Genomic DNA, 21768 nt, shown 5'->3' on the forward strand with positions numbered 1-21768 from the left:
CTCACCGGGCGCATCACCGGTTCAGTTCTTCTGCGGATGCGCTTCGGCGAGCGCGTCGAGAAATGACCGGGCCCAGCGGTCCACGTCGTGGGCGAGCACCTGCCGTCGCAAGGCCCGCATCCGGCGTCGCCCCTCCTCCTCGGACTGGTTGAGCGCCGCTTCGATCGCGTCCTTGACGCCTTCGGTGTCGTGCGGGTTGACCAGGTAAGCCTGGCGGAGTTCGGCTGCGGCGCCGGTGAATTCGCTGAGCACCAGCGCCCCGCCGAGATCGCTGCGGCAGGCGACGTACTCCTTGGCCACCAGGTTCATCCCGTCCCTTAGCGGGGTGACGAGCATGACGTCGCTGGCCACGAAGAACGCGATGAGCTCGTCGCGGGGCACGGGGCGGTGAAAGTAATGCACCACCGGGTGGCCGACCTCGCCGTATTCGCCGTTGATGTGGCCGACCTGACGCTCGATGTCGTTGCGCAGGATTTGGTAGCTCTCGACTCGTTCGCGGCTGGGGGTGGCCAGCTGGACGAGCACCGCGTCGTCGCCTTTGACGCGGCCCTCGGCGAGCAGCTCGGAGAAGGCCTTGAGCCGGACGTCGATGCCCTTGGTGTAGTCGAGCCGGTCGACGCCGAGCAGGACCTTGCGCGGGTTGCCGATCTCCGCGCGGATCTCGCGGGCCCGCCGCCGGATGCCGCGGTCACGGGCCTTGTGGTCGAGGTCGCCCGAGTCGATCGAGATCGGAAAGGCACCCACGCGGACGGTGCGCGAGTCCAGCTGCACCTCGCCGAACCGTGACCGCACGCCGACCGATCCGCGGGACGTGTTGGCGCCGACGAGCCGTCGCGACAGGATCAGGAAGTTCTGCGCACCGCCGGCCAGGTGGAAGCCGACCAGGTCGGCGCCGAGCAGGCCTTGCACGATCTCGGTGCGCCACGGCATCTGCATGAACAGCTCGACCGGCGGAAACGGAATGTGCAGGAAGAACCCGATGGTCAGGTCCGGGCGCAGCTCCCGCAGCATCTTGGGGACGAGCTGTAGCTGGTAGTCCTGCACCCAGACGGTCGCGCCGTGAGCGGCGGCCCGTGAGGTGGCTTCGGCGAAGCGACGGTTGACGTCGACGTAGCGCTCCCACCACTCCCGGTGGTAGATGGGTTTGACGATAACGTCGTGGTACAGCGGCCACAGGGTGGCGTTGGAGAACCCCTCGTAGTACTGCGCGACGTCGTCGGCGGACAGCCGTACCGGGTGCAGCCGCAGGTCCTCGGCCTCGATGGGCTCCTCGTCGGCGTCGACAATGCCCGGCCAGCCCACCCAGGCCCCGCGCCGGCGGCGCAGCAGCGGCTCTAACGCCGTGACCAGCCCGCCGGGGCTGCGCTTCCAGGTGGTGCTGCCGTCGGGCAGCCGCTCCATGTCGATGGGCAGCCGGTTGGCGACCACCACAAAGTCGGAATCCCCCGAGCGCTTTCCTCCCCGGGGAGCCACTTACGCCTCGTTTTTCGCCGGTCCAATACCGAGCATCGACAGGAAAATCCGGCATTCGTCGGCGTCGTTCGCATACGCCGCGACAACACGCCTGGCCTGGCGTGCGGTGCTGTCGGCCAACGGTTCCACATCGCCGATTTCGGCAGGATCAGTTTTAGAAGGCATGACATAACTGTATGCGAAAGTGTGTTTTGGGTCGCATCCGCTGCCGGGGCCAGCGGCGCGCGCGTTACGCGCGGGCCGTAATGTGTAAGCGTCCAACCAACCCAGGTGAGGTGGCGAAATGGCAGTCCACGACGATGTGGGCACCAGCGCGGTCGACGGAGAATCCGCTGAGCTGGTGACCTATGAAACGCTCGACGAGGGCCGCATTGCCCGGGTCTGGCTGAACCGGCCCGAGGCGCACAACGCGCAGAACCGCACCCTGCTGGTTCAGCTCGACGAGGCGTTCCTGCGTGCCGAGGCCGACGACGACGTGCGGGTGGTGATCCTGGCTGCGCGCGGTAAGAACTTTTCCGCCGGCCACGACCTGGGGTCGGAGGCGGCACTCGCCGAGCGCAAACCCGGGCCCGGTCAGCACCCGACGTTCCGCGGATACGGCGCTACGCGTGACCCGATCGCCGAGAAGACCTATTTGCAGGAATGGCACTTCTATTTCCAGAACACCTGCCGCTGGCGGGATCTGCGAAAGATCACCATCGCGCAGGTTCAGGGCAACGCGATCTCCGCGGGTTTGATGCTGATCTGGGCGTGCGATCTGATCGTCGCCGCCGACAACGCCAAGTTTTCCGACGTGGTCGGCGTCCGGATGGGTATGCCGGGCGTCGAATACTATGCGCACCCTTGGGAATTCGGTCCGCGCAAAGCCAAAGAGCTTCTGCTGACCGGTGATTCGCTGGACGCCGACGAGGCTTACCGGCTCGGCATGGTGTCCAAGGTGTTCCCGGCCGACCAGCTCGAGGACAAGACACTGGAGTTCGCCCGGCGCATCGCCGAGCGGCCCACGATGGCGGCGCTGCTGATCAAGGACTCCGTGAACGCCGCCTCCGACGCGATGGGGTTCACCGAGGCGCTGCGTCACGCGTTCCACGTCCACGAGCTCGGGCATGCGCACTGGGCGGCCCGCAACGAGAACCGGTACCCGATCGGGTTGCCGCCCGACGTCGAGGACTGGCGCACCGCCAAGCCGTCGAAGATCGCCCGCCGCGACGAGCCATAGTTTCTGGCGAGCAGACGCAGAATCGCACGATCCGGCGCTCGGACGTGCGATTCTGCGTCTGCTCGCGCAACCGAAGGAGCCAGTGTGGAGCTTTCGTTCGAAGACCGGACCTACCTGGTCACCGGCGGTGGCACCGGGATCGGCAAGGCGGTGGCCGCCGGCCTGGCAGCGGCCGGGGCGGCGGTCGTGATCGTCGCGCGCAATGCCGACCGGTTGGAGGCGGCCGCCAAGGAAATCGGCGGCGAGGTTCGCCCCGAGCCGGCCGACGTCACCGACGAAGACCAGGTCGCGCGGGTCGTCGACGCCGCCGCGGGCTGGCACGGCCGGCTGCACGGGGTGGTGCACTGCGCGGGCGGCTCGGAGACCATCGGGCCGATCACCCAGATCGACTCCGACGCCTGGCGGCGCACCGTCGACCTCAACGTCAACGGCACCATGTATGTGCTCAAACACGCTGCGCGGCAACTGGTTCGCGGTGGCGGTGGGTCGTTCGTCGGGATCTCCTCGATCGCGGCCAGCAACACCCACCGCTGGTTCGGCGCCTACGGGGTGACCAAATCGGCCGTCGACCACCTGATGAAGCTGGCCGCCGACGAGCTGGGCCCGTCGTGGGTGCGGGTCAACGGCATCCGCCCGGGCCTGATCCGCACCGACCTCGTCGCCGCGGTCACCGGCTCGCCCGAACTGTCCGAGGACTACCGGATCTGCACGCCGCTGCCGCGGGTCGGTGAGGTCGAGGACGTCGCCAACATGGCGATGTTCCTGCTCAGCGACGCCGCCGCCTGGATCACCGGACAGGTCATCAACGTCGACGGCGGACACATGCTGCGGCGTGGCCCCGACTTCACCGCGATGCTGGAGCCGGTGTTCGGCACCGACGGACTACGCGGAGTGGTCTGAGCTAGGCATTTGGGGCCGACCCGCTGCGCCCGGCTTCGCCGCGCTGGCGATCGCCCCGGCATCTCGGCCTGCCAGGGTGGCGATCGCCGACCAATCCTGGTGGCCACGGCCGTCGGCCAGGAGCGCGAGGAAACGGTCACGCAGCAGGCTGGCGACCGGCAACGGCACCGCCAGTTCTTCGGCGGCGGCGAGCACCAGCCGGACATCCTTGAGACCCAGCGTCGCGGCGAACCCCGCCGGCTCGAATTCGCCACGCGCGATCAGCCCGCCGTAGGTCTGGTATGCCGGCGCGCTGAACAGCGTCGAGGTCAGGATGTCGACGTAGTGCAGCGGATCGACCCCGGCCTTGCCAACCAGCGCGATGGCCTCGCCCAGTGACTCGATCACCGACGCGATCAGAAAGTTGCCGGACAGCTTGACCAGGTTGGCGGCTTCTGGTTGTTCGGACACCACAAAGGTTCGCTGACCGATCGCGTCGAACAACGGGGTCAGCCGCTCGAGCACCTCCGGGGCGCCGGCCGCAACCACGAAAAGCTTTGCGGCAGCGGCTGCTTCGGGCCGGCCGAACACCGGCGCGGCGACGTACTGCTGGCCGGCCTCGGTGTGCGCGGTGGTCAGACGTTGAGACAGTGCCACGCTGATGGTGCTCGACGAGACGTGCACGGCGTCGGGTGCCAGCGACGCGAGCACGCCTTCCTCGCCGAACACCACGTCGTCGACGGCGCCGTCGTCGGCCAGCATCGTGACCACTACTTCGCCGCGGCAAGCCTCGGCGACGGTGTCCGCGCGGGTAGCGCCCCGGTCGGTCAGCGCTTCGGCCTTGCCGGGGGAGCGGTTGTAGACGGTGACGTGATGGCCCGCATTGACGAGGTTGGCGGCCATACCGCGGCCCATGTTGCCCAGGCCGATGAATCCAATGTCCATGGCTTCCACCATGCCCGCTCAATGAGACGAGGTCTTGCCAGTTGCCGGATCGAACCGGAACCCTGGTCTTAACCCGCACTAGCGCTGGAGGATCCGATGGCTGCAACCTGGGACACAATCGATCGGTACGTCGTCATCTCGACGGACACCCACGCCGGGGCCGATCTCTACGACTACAAGCAGTATCTGCCGGCCCGGCTGCACGACGAGTTCGACGCGTGGGCCAAGACCTACGTCAGCCCGTTCGACGACTTGATCATCGCCACCGCCGCCCGCAACTGGGATCACGAGCTGCGGCTCTCCGAGATGGACGCCGACGGCGTGGCTGGTGAGGTGCTGCTGCCCAACACCGTGCCGCCGTTCTTCCCGACCACGCCCAACATCACGATCAGCCTGCCGCGCACCCGCGACGAATTCGAGAAGCGTTGGGCCGGCGTGCAGGCCCACAACCGCTGGCAGGTCGACTTCTGCTCGCTGGCCCCGGCGCGGCGCCGCGGGCTGATTCAAATCTTCCCCAACGACGTGGAGCTGGCCATGGAGGAGATCCGTTGGGGCGCCGAGCAAGAATGCTTCGGCGGTGTGCTGATTCCGCCGGTTTCACCGGGTGACCCGCAGGTCGCCCCGCTGTTTCACACCCGCTACGAACCGATCTGGGCGCTCTGCGCGGAGCTGGACCTGACCGTGGTGCAGCACGCGGGCGCCGGCAGTCCCGAGATGCCGATGGACCAGCCGGCATCCAACGCGGTGCTGATCACCGAGATGGCGATCTGGGCGAACCGCACGCTCGGCCACCTGATCCTCGCCGGGGTATTCGAACGCCATCCGACGCTGCGGTTCGTGCCGACCGAGCAGGGAACGCTCTGGGTCCAGCCGCAGCTGGCGGTGCTCGACGCCATGGTGCCCACCATGAAGTCGGAGGCACACAACCGCACCTACGGGATGTTCGGTGGGTCGTCGGTCGACGAGCTGACGCTGTCGCCCAGCGAATATGCCCAACGCAACGTTTATTTGGCCAGCGAGCTCGCGCCGTACGACTCCGCGATGATCGATTTCATGGGGGCGGACCACATCATGTGGGGCAGTGACTACCCGCACGAGGAGGGCTTCACCCCGCATTCGAAGCTGGCCATTCGCTGGGCCCTGCACGACAGGCCCGAGGATGACTGCCGAAAGATATTGGGCGGCAACGCAGGCCGGTTGTACCGCTTCGACCTGGATGCGCTGGCGTCCGTCGCCGCCAAGATCGGGCCCACGATCGACGAGGTGCGCACTCCGTTGGCAGACACCGGCTACCACGCCCCGGCGGCGTTCGGCTACCGACCGTTCGAAGGCGGCCTGGCGCTGAAGCGGCTGGCTCCGGCGCGCGGCTAGCGATTCACCGCCGGCTCTCTCGGGGGTGGATGAACACGCCCTCAGCCTCGACGGTTATGCCCTGTGCATCCGCAATGTGGCCGACGGCGAACGTTTTGACCCCATCCACACGGTCGATGCGTGCCTCTGCCCGCAGCTTGCCCAGCGGGGTTCCGCGCAGGTAGCGCAACGTAAGCGTGCCGGTATAGGCAGGTCTTCCCGGCTTGTGCGCGGTGGCGCCTAGGACATGGTCGAGGACCATCGCGCACACCCCGCCGTGTACGTGGCCGGGGGGACCTTCGTAGGCGGCGCCGAGAGAGAAGTCCGCCCGCACCAGGCCGTCGGCTCCGTGGTGAATCACCAGGGGAGGTGCGACAGGGTTGCGCAGACCGATGACGACGTTGCCCCATACCATCGGTTGACCATCGGTGGTCTGCATACCGAACGAGCCAGGAATCAGCGCCGCGCTCAATTCCTCAGTCGCGCAATCGATCTTCTCCTTCACCCTGGCGACGGTCGTTGCGTCGACTTGTGTCCGGATGGTGGCGTCGACGAGGCGCCGGACCGATTCGGCCAACGGCCCGTATACCGACTCCAGCCGCATGAGTTCCGACGTCACGAGACACAGCGTGCGCGGTGGGCGTGCACGCTGGCAATGTCGTCTCCCAACCAGTGGTAAGCAGCCGACCTCCTGCAGGGCCAAGTTGTTAACCTGGGCAAATGGAGGGCAGCGAGCAACGGGGTAAGCCAAACCTGGCACCAACCAGCTGGGCGCTGCTCGGCATGCTCTCCTACGAGTACGAGCTGTCTGGCTATGACATCCGAAAATGGATCGACTGGAGCATGCGCTTCTATTACGGCAGCCCGGCGTACAGCCAGATCTACTCCGAGCTCAAGAAGTTGGAGCAGCTGGGTTTGGTGACCTCTCGTGTCGAGAACACGACCGGCACGCGCAATCGCAGGCTGTACAAGATCACCGAAGCCGGGATGGACGCGGTAATCCGGTGGGCGAATGAGGCGCCGGTCGACCCGCCGACGTTGAAGCACGGCCCGTTGTTGCGGGTCACGATGGGACACCTCACCAGCCCGGAACGGCTGAAAGAGGTACTGCAGGAACACGTGGCTTATGCCGACGAGATGCACCGCAAGGCGGCCAAGGACGCACGGTGGGCCGGCGCGGATCCGTCCTGGGCATATGCGCGTGTCGCGTTGCAGTGGGCCGAGCGGTATTACGCCAACGAACGTGAACTCGCTCTGAAAATGATCAAAGAGCTTGACGAGGCCGAAGCCGCGTTCCCTCAGGCCGGCAAGGGCGGCCGGACCAAGATCCCTTGGCCCCCACCGGAATTCTGGTACGAGGTCGAAAAGCGGGCAAACGCCGACGATCCGGACTGATCACGCCGCGGCCGCGTCGTGGGCGGCTATGTAGCCGTATACCAATCCCTGGGCAATAGTTGCGCCCGCGCCGGGATAGCTGGCCCCGAACGCGTTGGCCGCGGTGTTGCCGATCGCGTAGAGGCCTTCGATGACGCTGCTGTCCTCGCGCAGCACGCGGGCACGGTCGTCGGCGCGCAGACCGCCGCAGGTGCCGAGGTCGCTGAGAACCATCTTGACCGCATAGAAGGGCCCACGGTCGAGGGCGCGCAGATTGGGGTTCGGTGCGATGGTGGGATCGCCGTAGTAGCGGTCGTAGGCGCTGCGGCCGCGGTGGAAGTCTGCGTCCAATCCGGCTCGTGCCATCTCGTTGAACCGCTGCACGGTGGCCGCGAACTGTGATTGGGGAACACCCATTTTGTCGGCGAGTTCGTCAAGGCTGTCCGAGCGATGGGCGACACCCGCCGCGTACCACGGCTGCGGAATCGGCATCCGTGGAAACAGCTCGCCCGCAAAGACATAACTGTTGCGGTACTGCTGGTCGAACACGATCCACATGGACTCGACCGGATTGCCCGAGCGTTCCCGATCCAGCAGCCGCTGCCCGAATGTCATGTAATCGGTTGCCTCGTTAATGAAGCGGGTGCCGTGCTGATCGACGATCAGTGAACCGGGCAGCGACCGTTCGGCCAGCATCACCATCGGTGCCGCCCCCGGCAGCGGTGCGACGGCCGGGAACCACCACGCCTGGTCCATCAGATCGGTTGCGGCGCCGAGGTCTTGCGCGATACGGATGGCGTCGCCGGTGTTGGACTCGGCGCCCAGGCTCATATGCTCGCCCAAAGACTCGGACTGGAACTTCCAGCGCATGGTCATGGCGTGGTCGAACCCGCCGGCGGCCAACACCACGCCCCGCCGCGCGGTGACGGCAACTTCACGCCCGTCGTGCCCTACCACTGCGCCGGTGACCCGAGCGCCATCCGTGGTCAAGCGATGCAGTGCGGTGTCGGTCCATATCGGGACTCCCGCACGTAGCACACCGGCGAACAGTCCGGCGGTAAGCGCCTGCCCGCCCGCGACGTAACGTCGGCCAAGCAGCAGTCCGCCCACCCCTTGACCGAGCCGTTTGAGGATGGTCGGCATGCCTTTGCGCGGGACCCGGGCCATCAGGTTCATCCACCGGTAGTCGGCCCCGGTGGTGGGCATGGGGATCTTGACCTCCAGTACCCCGGGCCTCAGCCGGTTCCCATACTCACCGAGGATCGCGGAGTTCAACGGGCGGCATTCGCAGGTGCGGCCGACGGCGGTTCCGCCGGGCGCCTCGGGGTGGTAGTCCGAATAGTCCTTGGCCCACATGAACTGCATCGGTGTGGTGCGCCGGAGCATTTCGACGGTCGCGGTCACGTGCCGCAAGAAGCCGGCCGACCGCTCGGGCGGCGCGGTGCCCGCAACCACCGACCGCAGATAGGTCTCGGCGCGTTCCACGGTGTCGGCGCCGACGTCCAGTACTGGACTCGCCGGAAACCACAACGCACCGCCGGAGCGGGCCGTCGAGCCCCCGACATGGCACGACTTCTCCACGATCAATACGTTCAATCCGCATTCGTGCGCCGCCAGCGCGGCCGCCATCCCGGTCCCCGAGCCGACGACCAAGAGGTCGACCGTCAGGTCGCGGACCGGCGAACCGGCGGGGATGGTGCTCGACACGAAACGAGATTAGGTCGCCGAATCGGCGCCGTGACGCGCTTTCCCTGCCAGTGGGACAACCGCCGAGACCCGTCCCGAGACGATCGCGGTTCGGTCGTCGCAACCACACATTGTCATGCCGGCTGGAAGGTGCTGATCGGAGCGTCCTCCGGATAGCTCGCCGGACCGCCGAGGTCATAGGCCGCGTTGAGCGTGCGGATGAACTCCGGGTCGTGCAGGGGATCGTCCGGCATCGCAAGCTTGATGCCCTGTGCGTTGATGTCCTTGACCAACGTGTCGATTGCCTGCTCGATGGTCAGGTCGTGGGAGCCTTCCATGTTCTTCTTCAGTTCGTCGTAGTCGGAGAAGACCTCGGCCGACCAGTGCACCAGGAAGCGCAGCTCGTCGGTGTGGTGGCGGGAGATCACATTGCCGCCGTTCTTCAGCAGCCACCAGTCGCGGTCGGCGGGATCACCGGTGAACACGGTGTCGAAGGTCAGCCCGGCCGGTATCTGTTGTTCCAGTGGACCATTGGCTTCCCCGCGGTGCACCATCATCTCGTTTTGCACCACCACACCCCGGTTGTAGACGGGTGGCAGCACTCGCTGCGGCGGCTTGAGCGGTCCATCCGGCCAATACGTGAAGCCGCTGTCCGGGTCGAGGGAAAACCACGTGATCACCTGGGCCATCTTGATCAGGTAATCCTGAAATAACCCGGACTTGCCCATGACGCTCGTCAGCCAGGTGGGTGCGTTCTCGTGGCGCACCCCGCGGAAGCTCGGCGAATCCAGGTGTCCCGGATCGCGATTGGCGCACGGGCCGTTGATGTTGAACAGCATCATCTGCGGCTTGGCGTATTCGGCTTTCCAGTAGGCCTTGGCCATCTCCACGAAGCGCGCGTTGTAAAAGCAGTCGTGCAGCTGTGGGTACAACACCGCGCCGTAGTTCGCCAGGTAGCCGCGGAAGGTCGGGGTCAAAAACAGGTCCAGTGACGGCTCAAACCCTTCGGGAAACGCACCGCTCATGGTGGCGATCAGCTCTTCGGCCGAGGCGAAATGGTGCGCGATGATCAGCTTCCAAGGTCCGTTGTTGCGCACAACATCCAGCAGTCGTTCCCGCTGATCGTCCGTGTAGACGTCGTGGATCTCCTGGGGAGGTGATGCGGGCCGCAACACGTCGGACAGCTCTATGCGCCGCTGATCGGTAAGCATCGGATCTCCTCTGGTTGTCGCTGGTCTCGATTTTGCGGTTGTCATCGGTGCGGCAGCGCATCGGTGTCCGGTGACCGGGACGCCAAAGCTCAGAACGGCAATGGGTGAGCGAATTTCGCGCGCAGCAGGGCGCCGACTTCTGCGATGGCCAACCGGCCGCGCGCGGTCGCATCGGCGCGCATCAGAAACCCGTGGTACATACCCGGGTAGCGGGTCATGGTCACCTGTACTCGGGCCTCGCGCAGCCGATTTGCGTAGCGCTCGCCCCAGTCGCGGATCGGATCGCATTCGGCGGTGACGATGATCGCGGGAGGCAGGCCGGAAAGATCGGTGGCGTATGCAGGTACCCGATACGCGTCGCGTGAGCTAACAGCCCCGCTATCGGCGAGCTCGTGCATGTAAATGATGTCGTCGATAGACAGCATCGGTGCATCGGCCAGCGCCGTGATCGACGGTGCATCCATGTCGCGGTCCAGCCCCGGATAGAGCAGCACCTGGCAAAGGATTGGCGGGCCGCCCCGGTCGCGGGCTGCGAGCGCCACTGCGGCCGCCAACGAGCCGCCGGCACTGTCGCCAACCACCGCAAGCCGAGACGGATCAGCGCCGAGCAGGTCGGCATTGCGCGCCACCCAGGCGGTCGCGCTGCAGGCGTCATCGAATTGCGCGGGCGGCGGATTCTCCGGGGCGAGCCGGTAATCGACGGCCACCACCGTCGCGCCGCTCTCGGCCGCCAGCATCCGGGCCAGCGGCTCGAAAGAGCGATTGGAGCCGAGAACCATTCCGCCGCCGTGGAAATACACCAGCACCGCCCTGGCAGCGCGAGTTGGGCGGTAGATGCGCACGGGAATTGGCCCTGCGGGGCCGGGTGCCGTCCTGTCTGCCACGGTGGCCATCTCCGGCATCGCGTCGGGTAGGGGCGCCGACTCGATGGCCTCACGAATGGCGGCCAGGCCGCGCTGTCGCATTGGCGGAATGTCACCGAATGACGCGACGCGAGTGGCGGCGTCGGGATCCAGCCTCACCGGCGCGCGGGGTCGAATCGGCGGCCCCTCGGCACGGGAGGACGCTGCGAGACAAGGGTTTCGGCGCGGTCGGCCATCGCCGCGCCGACGTACTCGGGCTGCGTGAGCAAGTAGAAGCGCCCTTCGGCGGCCTGATCGAATATCGCTTCGGCGGCGGTGAGGGCATCCATCGCCCCGGCCTTGATCTCGAGCATCGCCGAGCGCTGAGACTCGGCCGCGGCGACGTCGCCGTCATTCACCCCGCCGCCGGACTCGAAGATGTTGGATGCCACCGCACCTGGCAGCACCGCCTGTACGTGGATGTGGTGGTCGTGTCCGGCCAGCTGCACCTCTAAGCGCAGGCATTCGGTGAGCGCGAGCACCGCGTGTTTGCTCATGATGTACGGCGTCTGCAGCGGCACAGTCGCCACGCCGCCAATCGAGGACACGTTCCACACCCACGCAGGTTCCGGCGAGTGCAGCATCTTCGGCAGAAACGCGCGTACCCCGTGAAAGACACCGCTGATGTTGATGTCGACGACGCGCTTCCAGTTGTCCACGGGGGTATCCCACAGGTAACCGAATTGCTCGACGCCGGCGTTGTTTACCAAGAGCCGCACCGGTCCGACGTCGCGATATGTGCGCTCGGCCAGCCGCTGCATCGCTTCCGGAACGCGCACATCGCACACCGCGTCGACCGCGGTCGCACCTTGCGCGCCCAGTTCCTCGCGCAACGCCGCGACGGCCTCGGCGTCGATGTCGGCGAGCACGACCGTCATGCCCAGCCTCGCGGCATATCGGGCCAGCCCCGCCCCGATCCCTGCGCCGGCGCCGGTGATGACGGCCACGCCGCCCCCGAACATGTTGCGCACGGTCACAATCAGGTGCTTGCGGCAGTGCTGTCGACGGACAGCGCGGAAAGCAGCACAGAGTCCCGGGTGTCGAGCACGACCTCCATTTTGGTGAACTGCAGGCCGGCCCCTGCGCGTCGCACTGTGGCGTCGACGACGGCCGTGGAGTTGACGAATGGGACGGAGTTGGCGATGTGGGATACCAAGAGGTAAAAGCGGACACCGGTGGACTCGCCGTCGCTTCCCGTGCGAAAGACGTTGACGGCGTGGTGGCGCAACGGGTATGGGCTGGCCTGGCGATGCTCGACCAGCCACGCAAGTGCTTCGTCGCGCCCACGGACGTCGGCGGTCAGCAGCTCCTCGAACGGACTAGTGCCGGTGTCGCTGCGACTGACGTAATGGACGTCGTCGGCGTATCGCACCGCCAGCTCGTCGTAGTGCGCCTCGTCGTAGTGGAACCAGAACTCGGCCATGAATTCCTGTAGCTCGGCCAGCGAGATGTCGTTGCTCACGATCCTGCAGTCAAGCAGCCGTTCGGCGTGCCGGCACCGCCGATGACCGGTCAGCGGGAGCAGAAACGCGTCCCGCTCAGTAGACACGTCGGGCGCTGTGGGACCCGCCTGAGCCGATACTGGCGTCGTCATGCTTACCCAGACCGTGGCCGCCGAGCTGCGCGCCAATCTCGAGCAGGCCGACCCTGGCGTGTTGGTGGCCGTGTTGGCGCAACTGAGCGGTGATCCCGCCGTAGTCGACAAGTTCGGGCCGGCGATCTCACACGTGCCTGATCCGCCCGAGCAGGCCGGTGTCACCGACCCCGAGACCGCCGCCGCCATTGTCGACGCGCTGCTGGACATCCTGACCGGCGCGTCGGAACCCGTCCGCGCCGTCGCCGCCGACGACCCGGTCCTGTTCACCCGGATCGCGCCCATCGCGCTGGGCGTAGCCCTCGACGATCGAAACGTGCCAATGCTGCTGGAGCAGGGCGGTTTTCAGAAACCGCGCCCGGTACTACCGCGCACCGCATCTGTCCCGTCTACGACGAAGATCGCCATCGTCGGATGTGGGATGGCCGGGATCGCCGCCGCCATCGCGGCCGCCGACGCCGGCATCGCCTACGAGATATACGAACGCAATCCCGAGGTCGGCGGCACCTGGCTGACCACCACCTATCCGGGCATCGGGGTGGACACGCCGTCTACCTATTACTCGCTGTCGCACGAACTCAACCCCGACTGGTCCAGCTATTACCCGATGGGATGGGAATACCAGTCGTACTTGCAGGCGGTAGCCGACAAGTACAAAATCCGCGACCACACCCGGTTCAAGACCGAGGTTGAGGCGCTCTGGTGGGACGACGAGAACCAGCGCTGGCAGATTCGTGCCCGCTCGGCCGACGGGACGCCCACCGTCAGCCACGCGCACGTGGTCATCACCGCGACCGGATACCTCAACAGGCCGCGCCTCCCTGACCTCGAAGGCCGAGAGACGTTCGCCGGCATCAGCATTCATTCAGCGCAGTGGGATCGCGAACTCGACTTGACCGGCAAACGGGTCGCTGTCATCGGGGCGGGCTGCACGGCGGTGCAGATCGTCGACGCTGTCGCCGACGACGTCGAGCACCTCACCGTGTTCCAGCGCCAGCCGCACTGGGTGGCGCCACGGCGGCGGCAGTCGGACGACGTGCCCGACTACCACCGGTGGTTGGCCCGGCACGTGCCGTACTACGCGAATTGGATTCGGCTGAAGTCCTATTGGTCGACTGCGGACAACAACTACCCGGTCATCCAGGTGGATCCCGAGTGGGCGGCGTCGCACCTGTCGATTTCGCCGGCCAACGATGTACTACTCAACTACTGCCTCGACTACATCAACCGCACCTTCGGTGCGGGCAGCGAACTGGCGAAGAAGGTCACCCCGGACTTCGCCCCGTACGGCAAGCGCATCATCCGCGATCCCGGCGGCTACTACGCGGCGCTCACCCGTCCCCATGTCGACGTCGAAGCAAGCGAGCCGGCGCGGGTCACGCCTAACGGCATCGTGACAGAGGACGGGCACGAGATCGCTCTGGACGTAATCATCTACGCCACAGGCTATTACCTCGACTTTCTGTCGACGATCGATATTCGTGGACGCGAGGGTCGAACTTTGCAAGACGAGTGGGCGGGCACTCCCCGCAGCTATCGCGGCGGCACCGTGCCCGGATTCCCGAATTTGTTCGTCACCTCGCATCCCAACGGCAGCCCGGGCCACGGCGGCGGTCACAACTTCGGCGTCGAGGTGGCCGTGCACTACATCATGGAGTGCCTGCAATTGATGGCGCTGCGGGGAGCACGGTCAATGGAACCCACGCGCGAGGCGTACGACGAGTACGTCGCGCGCCTCGACGATGTGATGGAAAACCTTGTCTGGCGGCACACCCCGACAGCGCACACGTACTATCGCGTGCCCTCCGGCCGCGTGGTGGTGGCCAATCCGCTACGGATGATCGACTGGTGGGAGGAACACCGCGCGCCCGTCGAGGAGCACTTCCACCTACGATGACGCACTTGCTTTCGGGCAGAACGGCTCTGGTCACCGGCAGCAGCCGCGGTATCGGCCGTGCGATTGCACAACGGCTCGCGGCCGAGGGCGCCACCGTGGTGGTGACTGCGCGATCCTATGGACCGTCGTCGTCGGCGCGGGCAGGTAGGTCCGCCGTGCTGCCCGGGACGATCAGTGAGACCGTCGAGCTGATCCAGCGGGCCGGAGGCGTTGCGCTCGGCATCGCCGCCGATCTCGAAGACGGCTTACGGCGCGAGCGGTTGATCGATGAGGTGCTCGCCCGCACCGGGAGACTCGACATCTTGGTCAACAACGCCGGATACGCCGATTACTCGCTCGTGGAAGACATGAGTCTGGAAACCTTCGACCGCACGGTGGAGCACTATCTGAAGACACCGTTCGTGCTGACGAAAGCCGCGGTGCCGCACATGCGTTCACAGGGAGCGGGCTGGATCGTCAACATCGGCTCCGTGACCGGCGTGCCGCCGATTCGGCCGTATCGCGACTACAACAAGACCGCCGGTGACGTGGTCTACGCATCGATGAAGGCGGCGTTGCACCGCTTCACGCAAGGGGTGGCCGCCGAGTTGCTCGACGCGAACATCGCCGTCAACTGTGTCGGCCCGTCAACCGCGGTCCGCACTCCCGGTGCCGCACAGTTAATTCCGGACGGATTTCCGACCGAACCTGTCGAGTACCTGGCCGAAACCGTACTGGCGATGTGTCACCGGCCCGCAGTGGAGCGCACCGGGCTGGTGGCGTTCAGTCTGCACTACTCCTGGTCTCAGGGATTGCCAGTGCACAGCCTGGACGGCAAGACATTGTTGCCTCCTGCGGAACCACCGGTAACCGCCAACCCAAATATCGCGCCCGCAGGCTTGTAGTGCTCAGCCGAGCACCGCGCGGTCGGCCCGACAGAAGCTGTGGCAGACACGATCCCGCACGATCACATCGGGGCATTCCGGGTCGAACCAGCGATCCACATGACCCCAATGAATCGGATGCACGAGATACGGGCCCATCAATCCGTCGACGTCGGTAAATTCCTGTTCGAACACATGAGTCCAAGTCGAGTCGCCAGTGGCCTTTTCAACGCGGCTCAGCTGCCAGGCGGTGATGGTGCGGACGTAGCGGGGCATCAGCCGCAGGTCGTCCTCGAAGCGGGCGACGGTGGCATCGTCGGTACCGGGCGCCACCCGCAACAACAGCGTGCGGTAGACGGTGCCCGGGCCGAGCGACCAATCGGTTCGGACGGGATGACCCGTATAGCTGGCCCCGTTGACCCGAGTGACCGCCGGATCGTGCAGTACATCGGTGAATTCACCTGCGATGCGGACCCATTCGCTTCGGTCGGCCAACCGCAGATGCATCAGGATGTCGCCGCCGTTGCGGCTGCCGGGCAGCGTCGGTTCCACCAGCAGACCTTCGGCGCCGACCTTCGTGGCCGCGTCGCGCAGCGCGGCTAACAAACGGTCGCGGCTATGCTCTGCTACGTCGATCAGGTTGACGATGCTAAACATCGCAAAGTCCGTCCACGTCCCGGGCATCCGAAGCGACGCTGCGGGTGCGCTCGACGAGCAGGCCGGAGATATCGGCCCACCACTGTCCAACGTCGCGATCCGACCGCGCCCGCCACGTCATCTCCCACCACGCCCGCGGGTTCGGCAGCGACCAGATGATCGTGACCGTGTTGGTCTGGTCGGCAAACCAGATCGGCGGGCTGACCAACACCTGTTGCAACGTCATTCCCCGCTCACGCGCCCGCGGCGCGTAGCCGGAAAGGTAAGTGTCAACGAATTTTCTGGCGCAGCCGGGACGAGTGACCACCCGGTCGACGATGTACACCCGACCGTCCGCCATTAGGCCGCGCCTACGGCCGTCGACCGACATGGGAGCCGGCGCGCCTCATGGCGCCGCTCCTCCTCATCGCTTCGCTCTGCATCGTCGCCGGCGCGCCTCATGCGTACTGCAGGACCCGTTCGCGCGGCGCCGGCCCCACCCGCAACGGGCGTACCTGCTGCAGCGTCGGCGCCACCCGCTGCGAACCGTCTTCCACGTTGCGCCAGATAGCCATTGCCGCCATCCGCACCGGCGCGGCCATCCGCTGATCGAACATCACCCGGCTCATCGGCCCGCATATCGACACCGCTGCGATGGCCTCACCGGGATCGCCGATCGGCGCTGCGACACAGCCGAATCCGGGCAGAGACTCTTCTCGGTCGAACGCCACCCCGCGGGCGCGAACCTTGGCCAATTCGGCGGTCAGCTGCGCCGAACTGCCGATCGAGTACCTGGTTTTGCGGTTGCCGAGATCGGCGGCGTCCGCGCTGTCGTTGTACGCCAGGATCGCTTTGCCTATTGCTGTGCAGTGCGCCGGCTGACGTCCGCCGACACGGCTGGGGATCGCGGCGGTCATCCGGTCGCCGATCTTCTCCAGGTAGACGACGTCGGCGCCGTCCAGGACGGCCAAATGGACCACCAGCCCCGTGACGCGATGCAGGTCATGCAGCAGCGAGACTGCCGCGCGGTGCAGCCGGTCCTGGTGCACGGCCAGCGATCCGAGTTCCACCAGCCGCATGCCGAGTTCGTAGTCGCGACCGCTTCGCCGCAGCCAACGCAGTTGCACCAGCCGCTCCAGCATCCGGTGCGCTGACGAGCGCGGCAGACCGGTGCGGCGCACGATCTGGGCCAGATTCAGCCGGCCCGGGCCGTCAAAAGCATCCAGTACCAACGACACCCGATCGATGACGGCACTGGGAGTGGTGGGTTCCAGGGTCACGCTCACAACGCCTCCTCGCGCAGCAGCATATGACTAATAGAAATATGTCTGTTTGTACCACACTGGTGTGGTCGCTGTCACACTGGCGGCCAAGATCGACTCGGCAGATGCTGGCGACCTCGAGGGATGTGGACGGGTTCAGTCCTTGGCGGCGGCTCGGCCGGCGCGGCGCCCGTAGAAACTGCCGTCGCCGAGCGAGATCCCGCTGGCGTAACCCCATGCCGCCAGGCCCGCGGTGCAGCGGCCCGCCGCGTACAGACCGGGGATCGGCTCGCCGCTGACGTGCAGCACCTCGGAATCAAGCGTGGTCTTCAGGCCGCCCAGCGTGAAGCCGCCGGTGCTCTCGCGCAGATCGATCGCGCCCACCGGAGATCCGATGGGCCGCAACCACTCCGCCTTCTTGTGCAGCAGCGGATCCTCGCCGCGCGCGGCGCCGTCGTTGTAGGCGGCGACGGTTGCCTGCAGTGAGCCGGGCGCGAGGCCGATGTCGTTTTCGAGCTCGGCGACGGTTTCGCACACCCAGGTGGGCTGGCGGAGCATCAGTTTCGGGGATAGCGACGCCATGGCCTCGTTCTGCCCCGCCTCGTCGATGACGAGGTATGCGGTGTTGTCCTGCTGGTAGAGCGTGAGTTGTCCGATGCGGCCCGGATAGGTGTCCTCGGCGACGTAGCGTTGACCGCGGCCGTTGACCAGGATGCCGCGCACCAGTTGCTGCGGGTCGATGAAGATCGCCACCTCGGTGGCGTCCATGTGGGCCAGATCTGCGCCCAGCGCCTGCGCCATCCGGATGGCCTGGCCGTCGTGCTGCTCGATCGACGCGGCCGGGCGCCCGGCGATCCGCGGCGCGTACTGAGCAACCATCGCGTCGTTGTAGGCGAAGCTGCCCGTCGCGAGCACCACGCCGCGGCGCGCACGGATGGCCACCTCGTTGCCGTACTGGCGGGCGCACAGTCCCACGACTCGGCCGTCGGATTCGACGACCAGCCGTTGCACCCGCACGTCGTAGAGCGCTCGAGCGCCCGCCGCGGTGGCGGTTTCCACGAGCGGCTTCATCAGCATGTAGCCGGCGCTGGCTTCGCCCTGTTTCTTGTTGGACATCTGCGGGACGTGGCCGCGGGGCGCGGGAGTGGCAATGGTGTTGAACGGATACGAGTTCTCGCCGCCGCTGTACATCAGCCCCTGGTCGGCCATCGGCTCCCAGCCGGGCTCGGAAAAGAACTCCGCCTTGAACGGCACGCCGCAGTCGACGAGCCAGTTGAAGTGATCGACGCTGCCGGCGCAGTAGTCGGCGATGCGGCTCTCGTCGGCGCCCGGTCCCATCGCGACGTTCAGGAACGCAGCCATGTTGTCGACGGAATCGGTGAAGCCGCAAGCCTTTTGCAGCGGTGTGCCGCCGCCGAGATAGATGAACCCGCCGGCCATGGCCGCCGCCCCGCCCCACGATCCGGTGCGCTCGACCACCAGCACGTCGGCGCCCGACCTGGCCGCCTCGACCGCGGCGGCCGCGCCGGCCACGCCGTATCCGGCGACGACGACGTCGGCCGCGTGGTCCCAGGTGCCGATCGACGAGGCCGGGACGGGATGGACGTCGGCGTCGGGTGTCATAGGCGCATTGCCGCGGGCATCTCGCCGACCCACTGGTGGCCCCAATAGCTGTCGGCGGTGATTTCCTCTGCGGTGTAATACGTTTCGTCGACGCGCATGCCGTCGGTGCCGAACTCGATGTCCCAGTCACCGGGGGCGCGCACGTAGAACGACACCATCTTGTCGTTGGTGTGGCGGCCCAGCGTCGACGACAACTGGAACCCCTCGGCGTTGACGCGATCCAGCGCCTGACCCACCGCGTCGAGGCTGTCGACCTCGACCATGATGTGCACCAGGCGCGGGTCGCGCTGATGGGCGGCGGGGACGATGGCCAGGCTGTGGTGTCGGGCGTTGATGCCGAGGAAGCGCACCCGCACCGGACCGAACTCCTTGGGCAACGGCACCCGGAACGCGCCGCGGGAACGGAAACCCAATACCTCGGTGTAGAAGTCGAACAGTGCGTTGGGATCGGTGGCCGGGACCACCACATGGCCCATGCCCTGATCGCCGGTGACGAACTTCGCGCCGAACGGGGTGACGACCGGGCTGTGGTCCAGCACCGCACCGTGGAACACCTCGAGGGTGGTGCCGGCGGGATCCTCGAAGGTGATCACTTCCTCCACCCGGCGCGCCTCGGCCTCGTCGGTGGACAGTTGCTTGAACGGCACCCCCGCGCCGTCGAGAGCGGCTTTGACCCCCTGCAGTGCCGGGTGGTCGCGCACTTCCCAGCCGATCGTGAGCACCCGGTCGGTTTCGCCGGGCACCACGATCAGCCGCGCCGCGCGTTCGTCCATCCGCAGATACAGCGCCGACGGGTCAGGTCCCTTGCCCTCGGCGAAGCCCAGCACGCCGAAGGCGAAATGCCGCCACCGTTCGATGTCGCTAGTCGAGATGGTAACGTATCCAAGGCTTTTCAAGTCGGTCACGGCTACTCCTAGATCAAAGCCCGCAGCGGACCCTCGGGTGGATCGATGCCCAGCGAACTCAGCGCCGACGCGTGGAAGACGGTCCCCGGCACATGGATGGCGTGCAGATGGCCGACGTGCACGTCGCGCCAGTAGCGCTGCAGCGGCTTGTCCATCCGCGCCGCATTGCCGCCGGAGCGGGCGAAGATCTCGTCGACCGCCGACACCGCGCGCCACGCAGCGCGGATCTGGGTGCGCCGGCCCGCGGCACGGTCCGCGAACGACACCTCTTTGCCGGACGCGACGATGTCGTAGATGCGGTCCACGTTGGCCAGCAGCTCCTGGCGGGCGGCGTTGATGTCGGCCGCGGCCTCGCCGATCGCATACATGACATACGGATCGTCTTTGATCGCGGTTCCGGTCGCGCCGACACGCTCGCGTTGGTAGTCCAGGTGGGCGGCCAGTGCCCCTTCGGCGATGCCGACGACCGCGGCCGTGATGCCCAGCGGGAACATCGTCGACCACGGCATCAGGTAGAGCGGCTCGGTCATCCCGGCCTCCCGCTGGGCGGTGCCGTCCATCACCTTGGTCGCGTCCATGGTGCGGTAGGCCGGGACGAACGCATCGGAGACGATGACGTCCTTGGACCCGGTTCCGCGCAGCCCCACCACATTCCACGAGTCCTCGACGATCTGGTAGTCCTTGCGGGGCAAGATCATGTGCAGCATCTGCGGCGGCATCAGCGGCACACCCTTTTCGTCGCCGAGCATCGCGCCCAGGATGATCCAGTCGCAATGGTCGGTGCCGGAGCTGAACTGCCAGCGGCCGTTGAAGATATAACCGCCGTCGACCGGCTTGGCCACGCCCTGCGGCGCGTACGGAGAGGCCATCCAGGTGTCGACGTCGTCGGCCCAGATCTCGGCGGGCACTTTGGGGTCGGCGTACGCCAACTGGTAAGGGTGGACGCCCACCACGCCGACGATCCACCCGGCCGCGGGGTCTAGCGCCGCGGTGGCCATCACCGTCTCAGCGAACTGGCGGGGATGGGCCTCGAATCCTCGGTACTGCTTGGTTTGCAGCAGCCGGATCAGGCCGGCCCCTTTCATCAGCTTGACCGTGTCGTCGGTGAGCCGGCCGATCCTCTCGGCTTCCGCGGCCTGTTCGCGTAACTGGTCGGCGATGTCCATCACCCGGTCGATTACCCGCTCGCTCATGCTGTCGTCCTTATGTAGTCGGATGCCAGAGATGGTCTCCTGTCGCCGATGATGACAGCTTTGGCGATCCCGCTCAGCGGAACTGATGCTCCACGGGCCTTCGCCGTTTTTTATCGTGCGTGGTCATAGGGTTTACCAGCCAGGAGATCACCATGCTCGACGTCCGAAAACGAGCGGCCGCCACACGCAGGGTTGCGATCGGCGGCTACAAGGCCGGCCCCGACCAGGGCCCGCTGATGACCGGCATGTTCGTCGACGACGGCGATACGGTCAATCTCTGCGGGCTGTGCCATCCCCGCATCGAAGTGGAGTTGGCTTTCGTCTTGGGTGACGACCTACCCGGTCAAGCCTGCACAGAACTCGACGTGCTCGATGCGACCGAATATGTGGTGCCATCGATCGAATTGATCACCGATGCGATCGCCGACAACGCATCCTCGGCGCGGGTGGTACTGGGGTCGCAGCCCTGCTCGCCGCTGGCCGTGGATCTGGCGGACCTGGGCGCCGTACTTTCCTCCGGCTACAGCGAGGTCGTGGTCACGCGCGGCAATACCGGTGCGGTACTTGGCAACCCGCTGACAGCAGTAGCTCGCCTGGCCCGCCACGTCGCGCAGTTCGGGGTGCGACTCCAAGCCGGTCACACGATCTTGCCCGGATCGTGCACCCGGGCTGTCGACGTATCCGCCGGTGACCGGTACAGGGCCGAATTCGCCGGTGTGGGCGGCGTTTCGGTCGAGTTTTGCTGAGCTGGTTCGG

General features: G+C 66.5%; 22 protein-coding genes. 7 read left to right on the plus strand and 15 right to left on the minus strand.

Annotation, left to right across the window (positions count from 1 at the left end):
• Nucleotides 1-21: 21 nt before the first annotated feature.
• Both AWC14_RS12800 and AWC14_RS28995 read right to left on the minus strand, forming a co-directional pair.
• Nucleotides 22-1473, minus strand: a complete 1452-nt coding sequence (locus AWC14_RS12800; protein WP_045377228.1) for an alpha,alpha-trehalose-phosphate synthase (UDP-forming) — start codon at nt 1471-1473, stop codon at nt 22-24.
• Nucleotides 1474-1638: a hypothetical protein gene (locus AWC14_RS28995; protein WP_162267194.1), complete on the minus strand. Its 165-nt coding sequence runs from the start codon at nt 1636-1638 to the stop codon at nt 1474-1476.
• A gap of 118 nt (nt 1639-1756) precedes the next feature.
• On the opposite strand from AWC14_RS28995, the gene AWC14_RS12805 reads away from it, so the two are divergent.
• Complete coding sequence (locus AWC14_RS12805) at nt 1757-2692, plus strand: enoyl-CoA hydratase (protein ID WP_045377225.1); 936 nt, start codon at nt 1757-1759, stop codon at nt 2690-2692.
• Nucleotides 2693-2776: 84 nt separating this feature from the next.
• Complete coding sequence (locus AWC14_RS12810; protein WP_045377222.1) at nt 2777-3592, plus strand: SDR family oxidoreductase; 816 nt, start codon at nt 2777-2779, stop codon at nt 3590-3592.
• Here AWC14_RS12810 and AWC14_RS12815 read toward each other — a convergent pair.
• On the minus strand, nt 3575-4516 hold the full coding sequence (locus AWC14_RS12815; protein WP_045377420.1) for an NAD(P)-dependent oxidoreductase: 942 nt from the start codon (nt 4514-4516) through the stop codon (nt 3575-3577). The two genes, AWC14_RS12810 and AWC14_RS12815, sit on opposite strands and share 18 nt — an antisense overlap.
• 96 nt (nt 4517-4612) lie before the next feature.
• On the opposite strand from AWC14_RS12815, the gene AWC14_RS12820 reads away from it, so the two are divergent.
• Nucleotides 4613-5887 carry an amidohydrolase family protein gene (locus tag AWC14_RS12820; protein WP_045377220.1) on the plus strand — a complete coding sequence of 425 codons (1275 nt, stop codon included), beginning with the start codon at nt 4613-4615 and terminating at the stop codon, nt 5885-5887.
• Nucleotides 5888-5891: 4 nt separating this feature from the next.
• Here the strand turns inward: AWC14_RS12820 and AWC14_RS12825 are convergent, their stop codons facing one another.
• Nucleotides 5892-6470, minus strand: coding sequence for a PaaI family thioesterase (locus AWC14_RS12825; RefSeq protein WP_045377417.1), 579 nt, complete (start codon nt 6468-6470; stop codon nt 5892-5894).
• Nucleotides 6471-6586: 116 nt separating this feature from the next.
• Here AWC14_RS12825 and AWC14_RS12830 point away from each other — a divergent pair, with 116 nt between their 5' ends.
• The gene (locus AWC14_RS12830; protein WP_045377217.1) at nt 6587-7261 is read left to right on the plus strand and encodes a PadR family transcriptional regulator; all 675 of its coding nucleotides are present in this window, start codon (nt 6587-6589) and stop codon (nt 7259-7261) included.
• On the opposite strand, the gene AWC14_RS12835 is transcribed toward AWC14_RS12830, so the two are convergent.
• The 5 genes from AWC14_RS12835 to AWC14_RS12855 form a co-directional block, all read right to left on the minus strand.
• Nucleotides 7262-8947: a 3-ketosteroid-delta-1-dehydrogenase gene (locus AWC14_RS12835; RefSeq protein WP_045377215.1), complete on the minus strand. Its 1686-nt coding sequence runs from the start codon at nt 8945-8947 to the stop codon at nt 7262-7264. It lies immediately after the preceding gene.
• A gap of 113 nt (nt 8948-9060) precedes the next feature.
• The gene (locus tag AWC14_RS12840) at nt 9061-10137 is read right to left on the minus strand and encodes a hypothetical protein (protein ID WP_045377213.1); all 1077 of its coding nucleotides are present in this window, start codon (nt 10135-10137) and stop codon (nt 9061-9063) included.
• Between the two features lie 89 nt (nt 10138-10226).
• Nucleotides 10227-11102, minus strand: a complete 876-nt coding sequence (locus tag AWC14_RS12845; protein ID WP_081968093.1) for an alpha/beta hydrolase — start codon at nt 11100-11102, stop codon at nt 10227-10229.
• A gap of 53 nt (nt 11103-11155) precedes the next feature.
• On the minus strand, nt 11156-12001 hold the full coding sequence (locus AWC14_RS12850; protein WP_045377414.1) for an SDR family NAD(P)-dependent oxidoreductase: 846 nt from the start codon (nt 11999-12001) through the stop codon (nt 11156-11158).
• A 17-nt stretch (nt 12002-12018) separates the two neighbouring features.
• Complete coding sequence (locus tag AWC14_RS12855; protein ID WP_045377411.1) at nt 12019-12501, minus strand: nuclear transport factor 2 family protein; 483 nt, start codon at nt 12499-12501, stop codon at nt 12019-12021.
• A gap of 130 nt (nt 12502-12631) precedes the next feature.
• On the opposite strand from AWC14_RS12855, the gene AWC14_RS12860 reads away from it, so the two are divergent.
• Complete coding sequence (locus AWC14_RS12860) at nt 12632-14530, plus strand: flavin-containing monooxygenase (protein WP_045377207.1); 1899 nt, start codon at nt 12632-12634, stop codon at nt 14528-14530.
• On the plus strand, nt 14527-15414 hold the full coding sequence (locus tag AWC14_RS12865; protein ID WP_045377204.1) for an SDR family NAD(P)-dependent oxidoreductase: 888 nt from the start codon (nt 14527-14529) through the stop codon (nt 15412-15414). The genes AWC14_RS12860 and AWC14_RS12865 overlap by 4 nt, the downstream gene beginning before the upstream one ends.
• Before the next feature lie 3 nt (nt 15415-15417).
• On the opposite strand, the gene AWC14_RS12870 is transcribed toward AWC14_RS12865, so the two are convergent.
• From AWC14_RS12870 to AWC14_RS12895, 6 genes are all read right to left on the minus strand, one after another.
• Nucleotides 15418-16050 carry a Dabb family protein gene (locus AWC14_RS12870; RefSeq protein WP_045377201.1) on the minus strand — a complete coding sequence of 211 codons (633 nt, stop codon included), beginning with the start codon at nt 16048-16050 and terminating at the stop codon, nt 15418-15420.
• Nucleotides 16043-16390 carry a hypothetical protein gene (locus tag AWC14_RS12875; RefSeq protein ID WP_045377196.1) on the minus strand — a complete coding sequence of 116 codons (348 nt, stop codon included), beginning with the start codon at nt 16388-16390 and terminating at the stop codon, nt 16043-16045. Before AWC14_RS12875 ends, AWC14_RS12870 begins: the two co-directional genes overlap by 8 nt.
• 97 nt (nt 16391-16487) lie before the next feature.
• Complete coding sequence (locus tag AWC14_RS12880; RefSeq protein WP_045377408.1) at nt 16488-17309, minus strand: IclR family transcriptional regulator; 822 nt, start codon at nt 17307-17309, stop codon at nt 16488-16490.
• A 138-nt stretch (nt 17310-17447) separates the two neighbouring features.
• Complete coding sequence (locus AWC14_RS12885) at nt 17448-18914, minus strand: FAD-dependent oxidoreductase (RefSeq protein WP_045377195.1); 1467 nt, start codon at nt 18912-18914, stop codon at nt 17448-17450.
• A complete protein-coding gene (gene bphC, locus AWC14_RS12890; protein ID WP_045377192.1) occupies nt 18911-19819 on the minus strand; it encodes a biphenyl-2,3-diol 1,2-dioxygenase in 909 nt (302 codons plus the stop codon). The genes AWC14_RS12885 and bphC overlap by 4 nt, the downstream gene beginning before the upstream one ends.
• An 8-nt stretch (nt 19820-19827) precedes the next feature.
• Nucleotides 19828-21012 (minus strand): acyl-CoA dehydrogenase family protein, encoded by a 1185-nt coding sequence (locus AWC14_RS12895; RefSeq protein ID WP_045377189.1) that lies wholly within the window; start codon nt 21010-21012, stop codon nt 19828-19830.
• 152 nt (nt 21013-21164) lie between these two features.
• Between AWC14_RS12895 and AWC14_RS12900 the strand changes: the two genes are divergently transcribed.
• Nucleotides 21165-21758 (plus strand): 2-keto-4-pentenoate hydratase, encoded by a 594-nt coding sequence (locus AWC14_RS12900; RefSeq protein ID WP_142281682.1) that lies wholly within the window; start codon nt 21165-21167, stop codon nt 21756-21758.
• The last annotated feature ends 10 nt before the right edge of the window (nt 21759-21768 follow it).

The organism is Mycobacterium kyorinense (assembly GCF_002101735.1).
GTDB classification, from domain to species: domain Bacteria; phylum Actinomycetota; class Actinomycetes; order Mycobacteriales; family Mycobacteriaceae; genus Mycobacterium; species Mycobacterium kyorinense.

Bases quoted from the DNA above. Each gene is read 5' to 3' on its own strand.
- AWC14_RS28995 (WP_162267194.1), bottom strand. From the start codon at position 1,638: ATGCCTTCTAAAACTGATCCTGCCGAAATCGGCGATGTGGAACCGTTG.
- AWC14_RS12805 (WP_045377225.1), top strand. From the start codon at position 1,757: ATGGCAGTCCACGACGATGTGGGCACCAGCGCGGTCGACGGAGAATCC.
- AWC14_RS12815 (WP_045377420.1), bottom strand. From the start codon at position 4,516: ATGGACATTGGATTCATCGGCCTGGGCAACATGGGCCGCGGTATGGCC.
- AWC14_RS12820 (WP_045377220.1), top strand. From the start codon at position 4,613: ATGGCTGCAACCTGGGACACAATCGATCGGTACGTCGTCATCTCGACG.
- AWC14_RS12825 (WP_045377417.1), bottom strand. From the start codon at position 6,470: ATGCGGCTGGAGTCGGTATACGGGCCGTTGGCCGAATCGGTCCGGCGC.
- AWC14_RS12830 (WP_045377217.1), top strand. From the start codon at position 6,587: ATGGAGGGCAGCGAGCAACGGGGTAAGCCAAACCTGGCACCAACCAGC.
- AWC14_RS12840 (WP_045377213.1), bottom strand. From the start codon at position 10,137: ATGCTTACCGATCAGCGGCGCATAGAGCTGTCCGACGTGTTGCGGCCC.
- AWC14_RS12845 (WP_081968093.1), bottom strand. From the start codon at position 11,102: ATGCGACAGCGCGGCCTGGCCGCCATTCGTGAGGCCATCGAGTCGGCG.
- AWC14_RS12850 (WP_045377414.1), bottom strand. From the start codon at position 12,001: ATGTTCGGGGGCGGCGTGGCCGTCATCACCGGCGCCGGCGCAGGGATC.
- AWC14_RS12860 (WP_045377207.1), top strand. From the start codon at position 12,632: ATGCTTACCCAGACCGTGGCCGCCGAGCTGCGCGCCAATCTCGAGCAG.
- AWC14_RS12865 (WP_045377204.1), top strand. From the start codon at position 14,527: ATGACGCACTTGCTTTCGGGCAGAACGGCTCTGGTCACCGGCAGCAGC.
- AWC14_RS12870 (WP_045377201.1), bottom strand. From the start codon at position 16,050: ATGTTTAGCATCGTCAACCTGATCGACGTAGCAGAGCATAGCCGCGAC.
- AWC14_RS12875 (WP_045377196.1), bottom strand. From the start codon at position 16,390: ATGGCGGACGGTCGGGTGTACATCGTCGACCGGGTGGTCACTCGTCCC.
- AWC14_RS12885 (WP_045377195.1), bottom strand. From the start codon at position 18,914: ATGACACCCGACGCCGACGTCCATCCCGTCCCGGCCTCGTCGATCGGC.
- AWC14_RS12895 (WP_045377189.1), bottom strand. From the start codon at position 21,012: ATGAGCGAGCGGGTAATCGACCGGGTGATGGACATCGCCGACCAGTTA.
- AWC14_RS12900 (WP_142281682.1), top strand. From the start codon at position 21,165: ATGCTCGACGTCCGAAAACGAGCGGCCGCCACACGCAGGGTTGCGATC.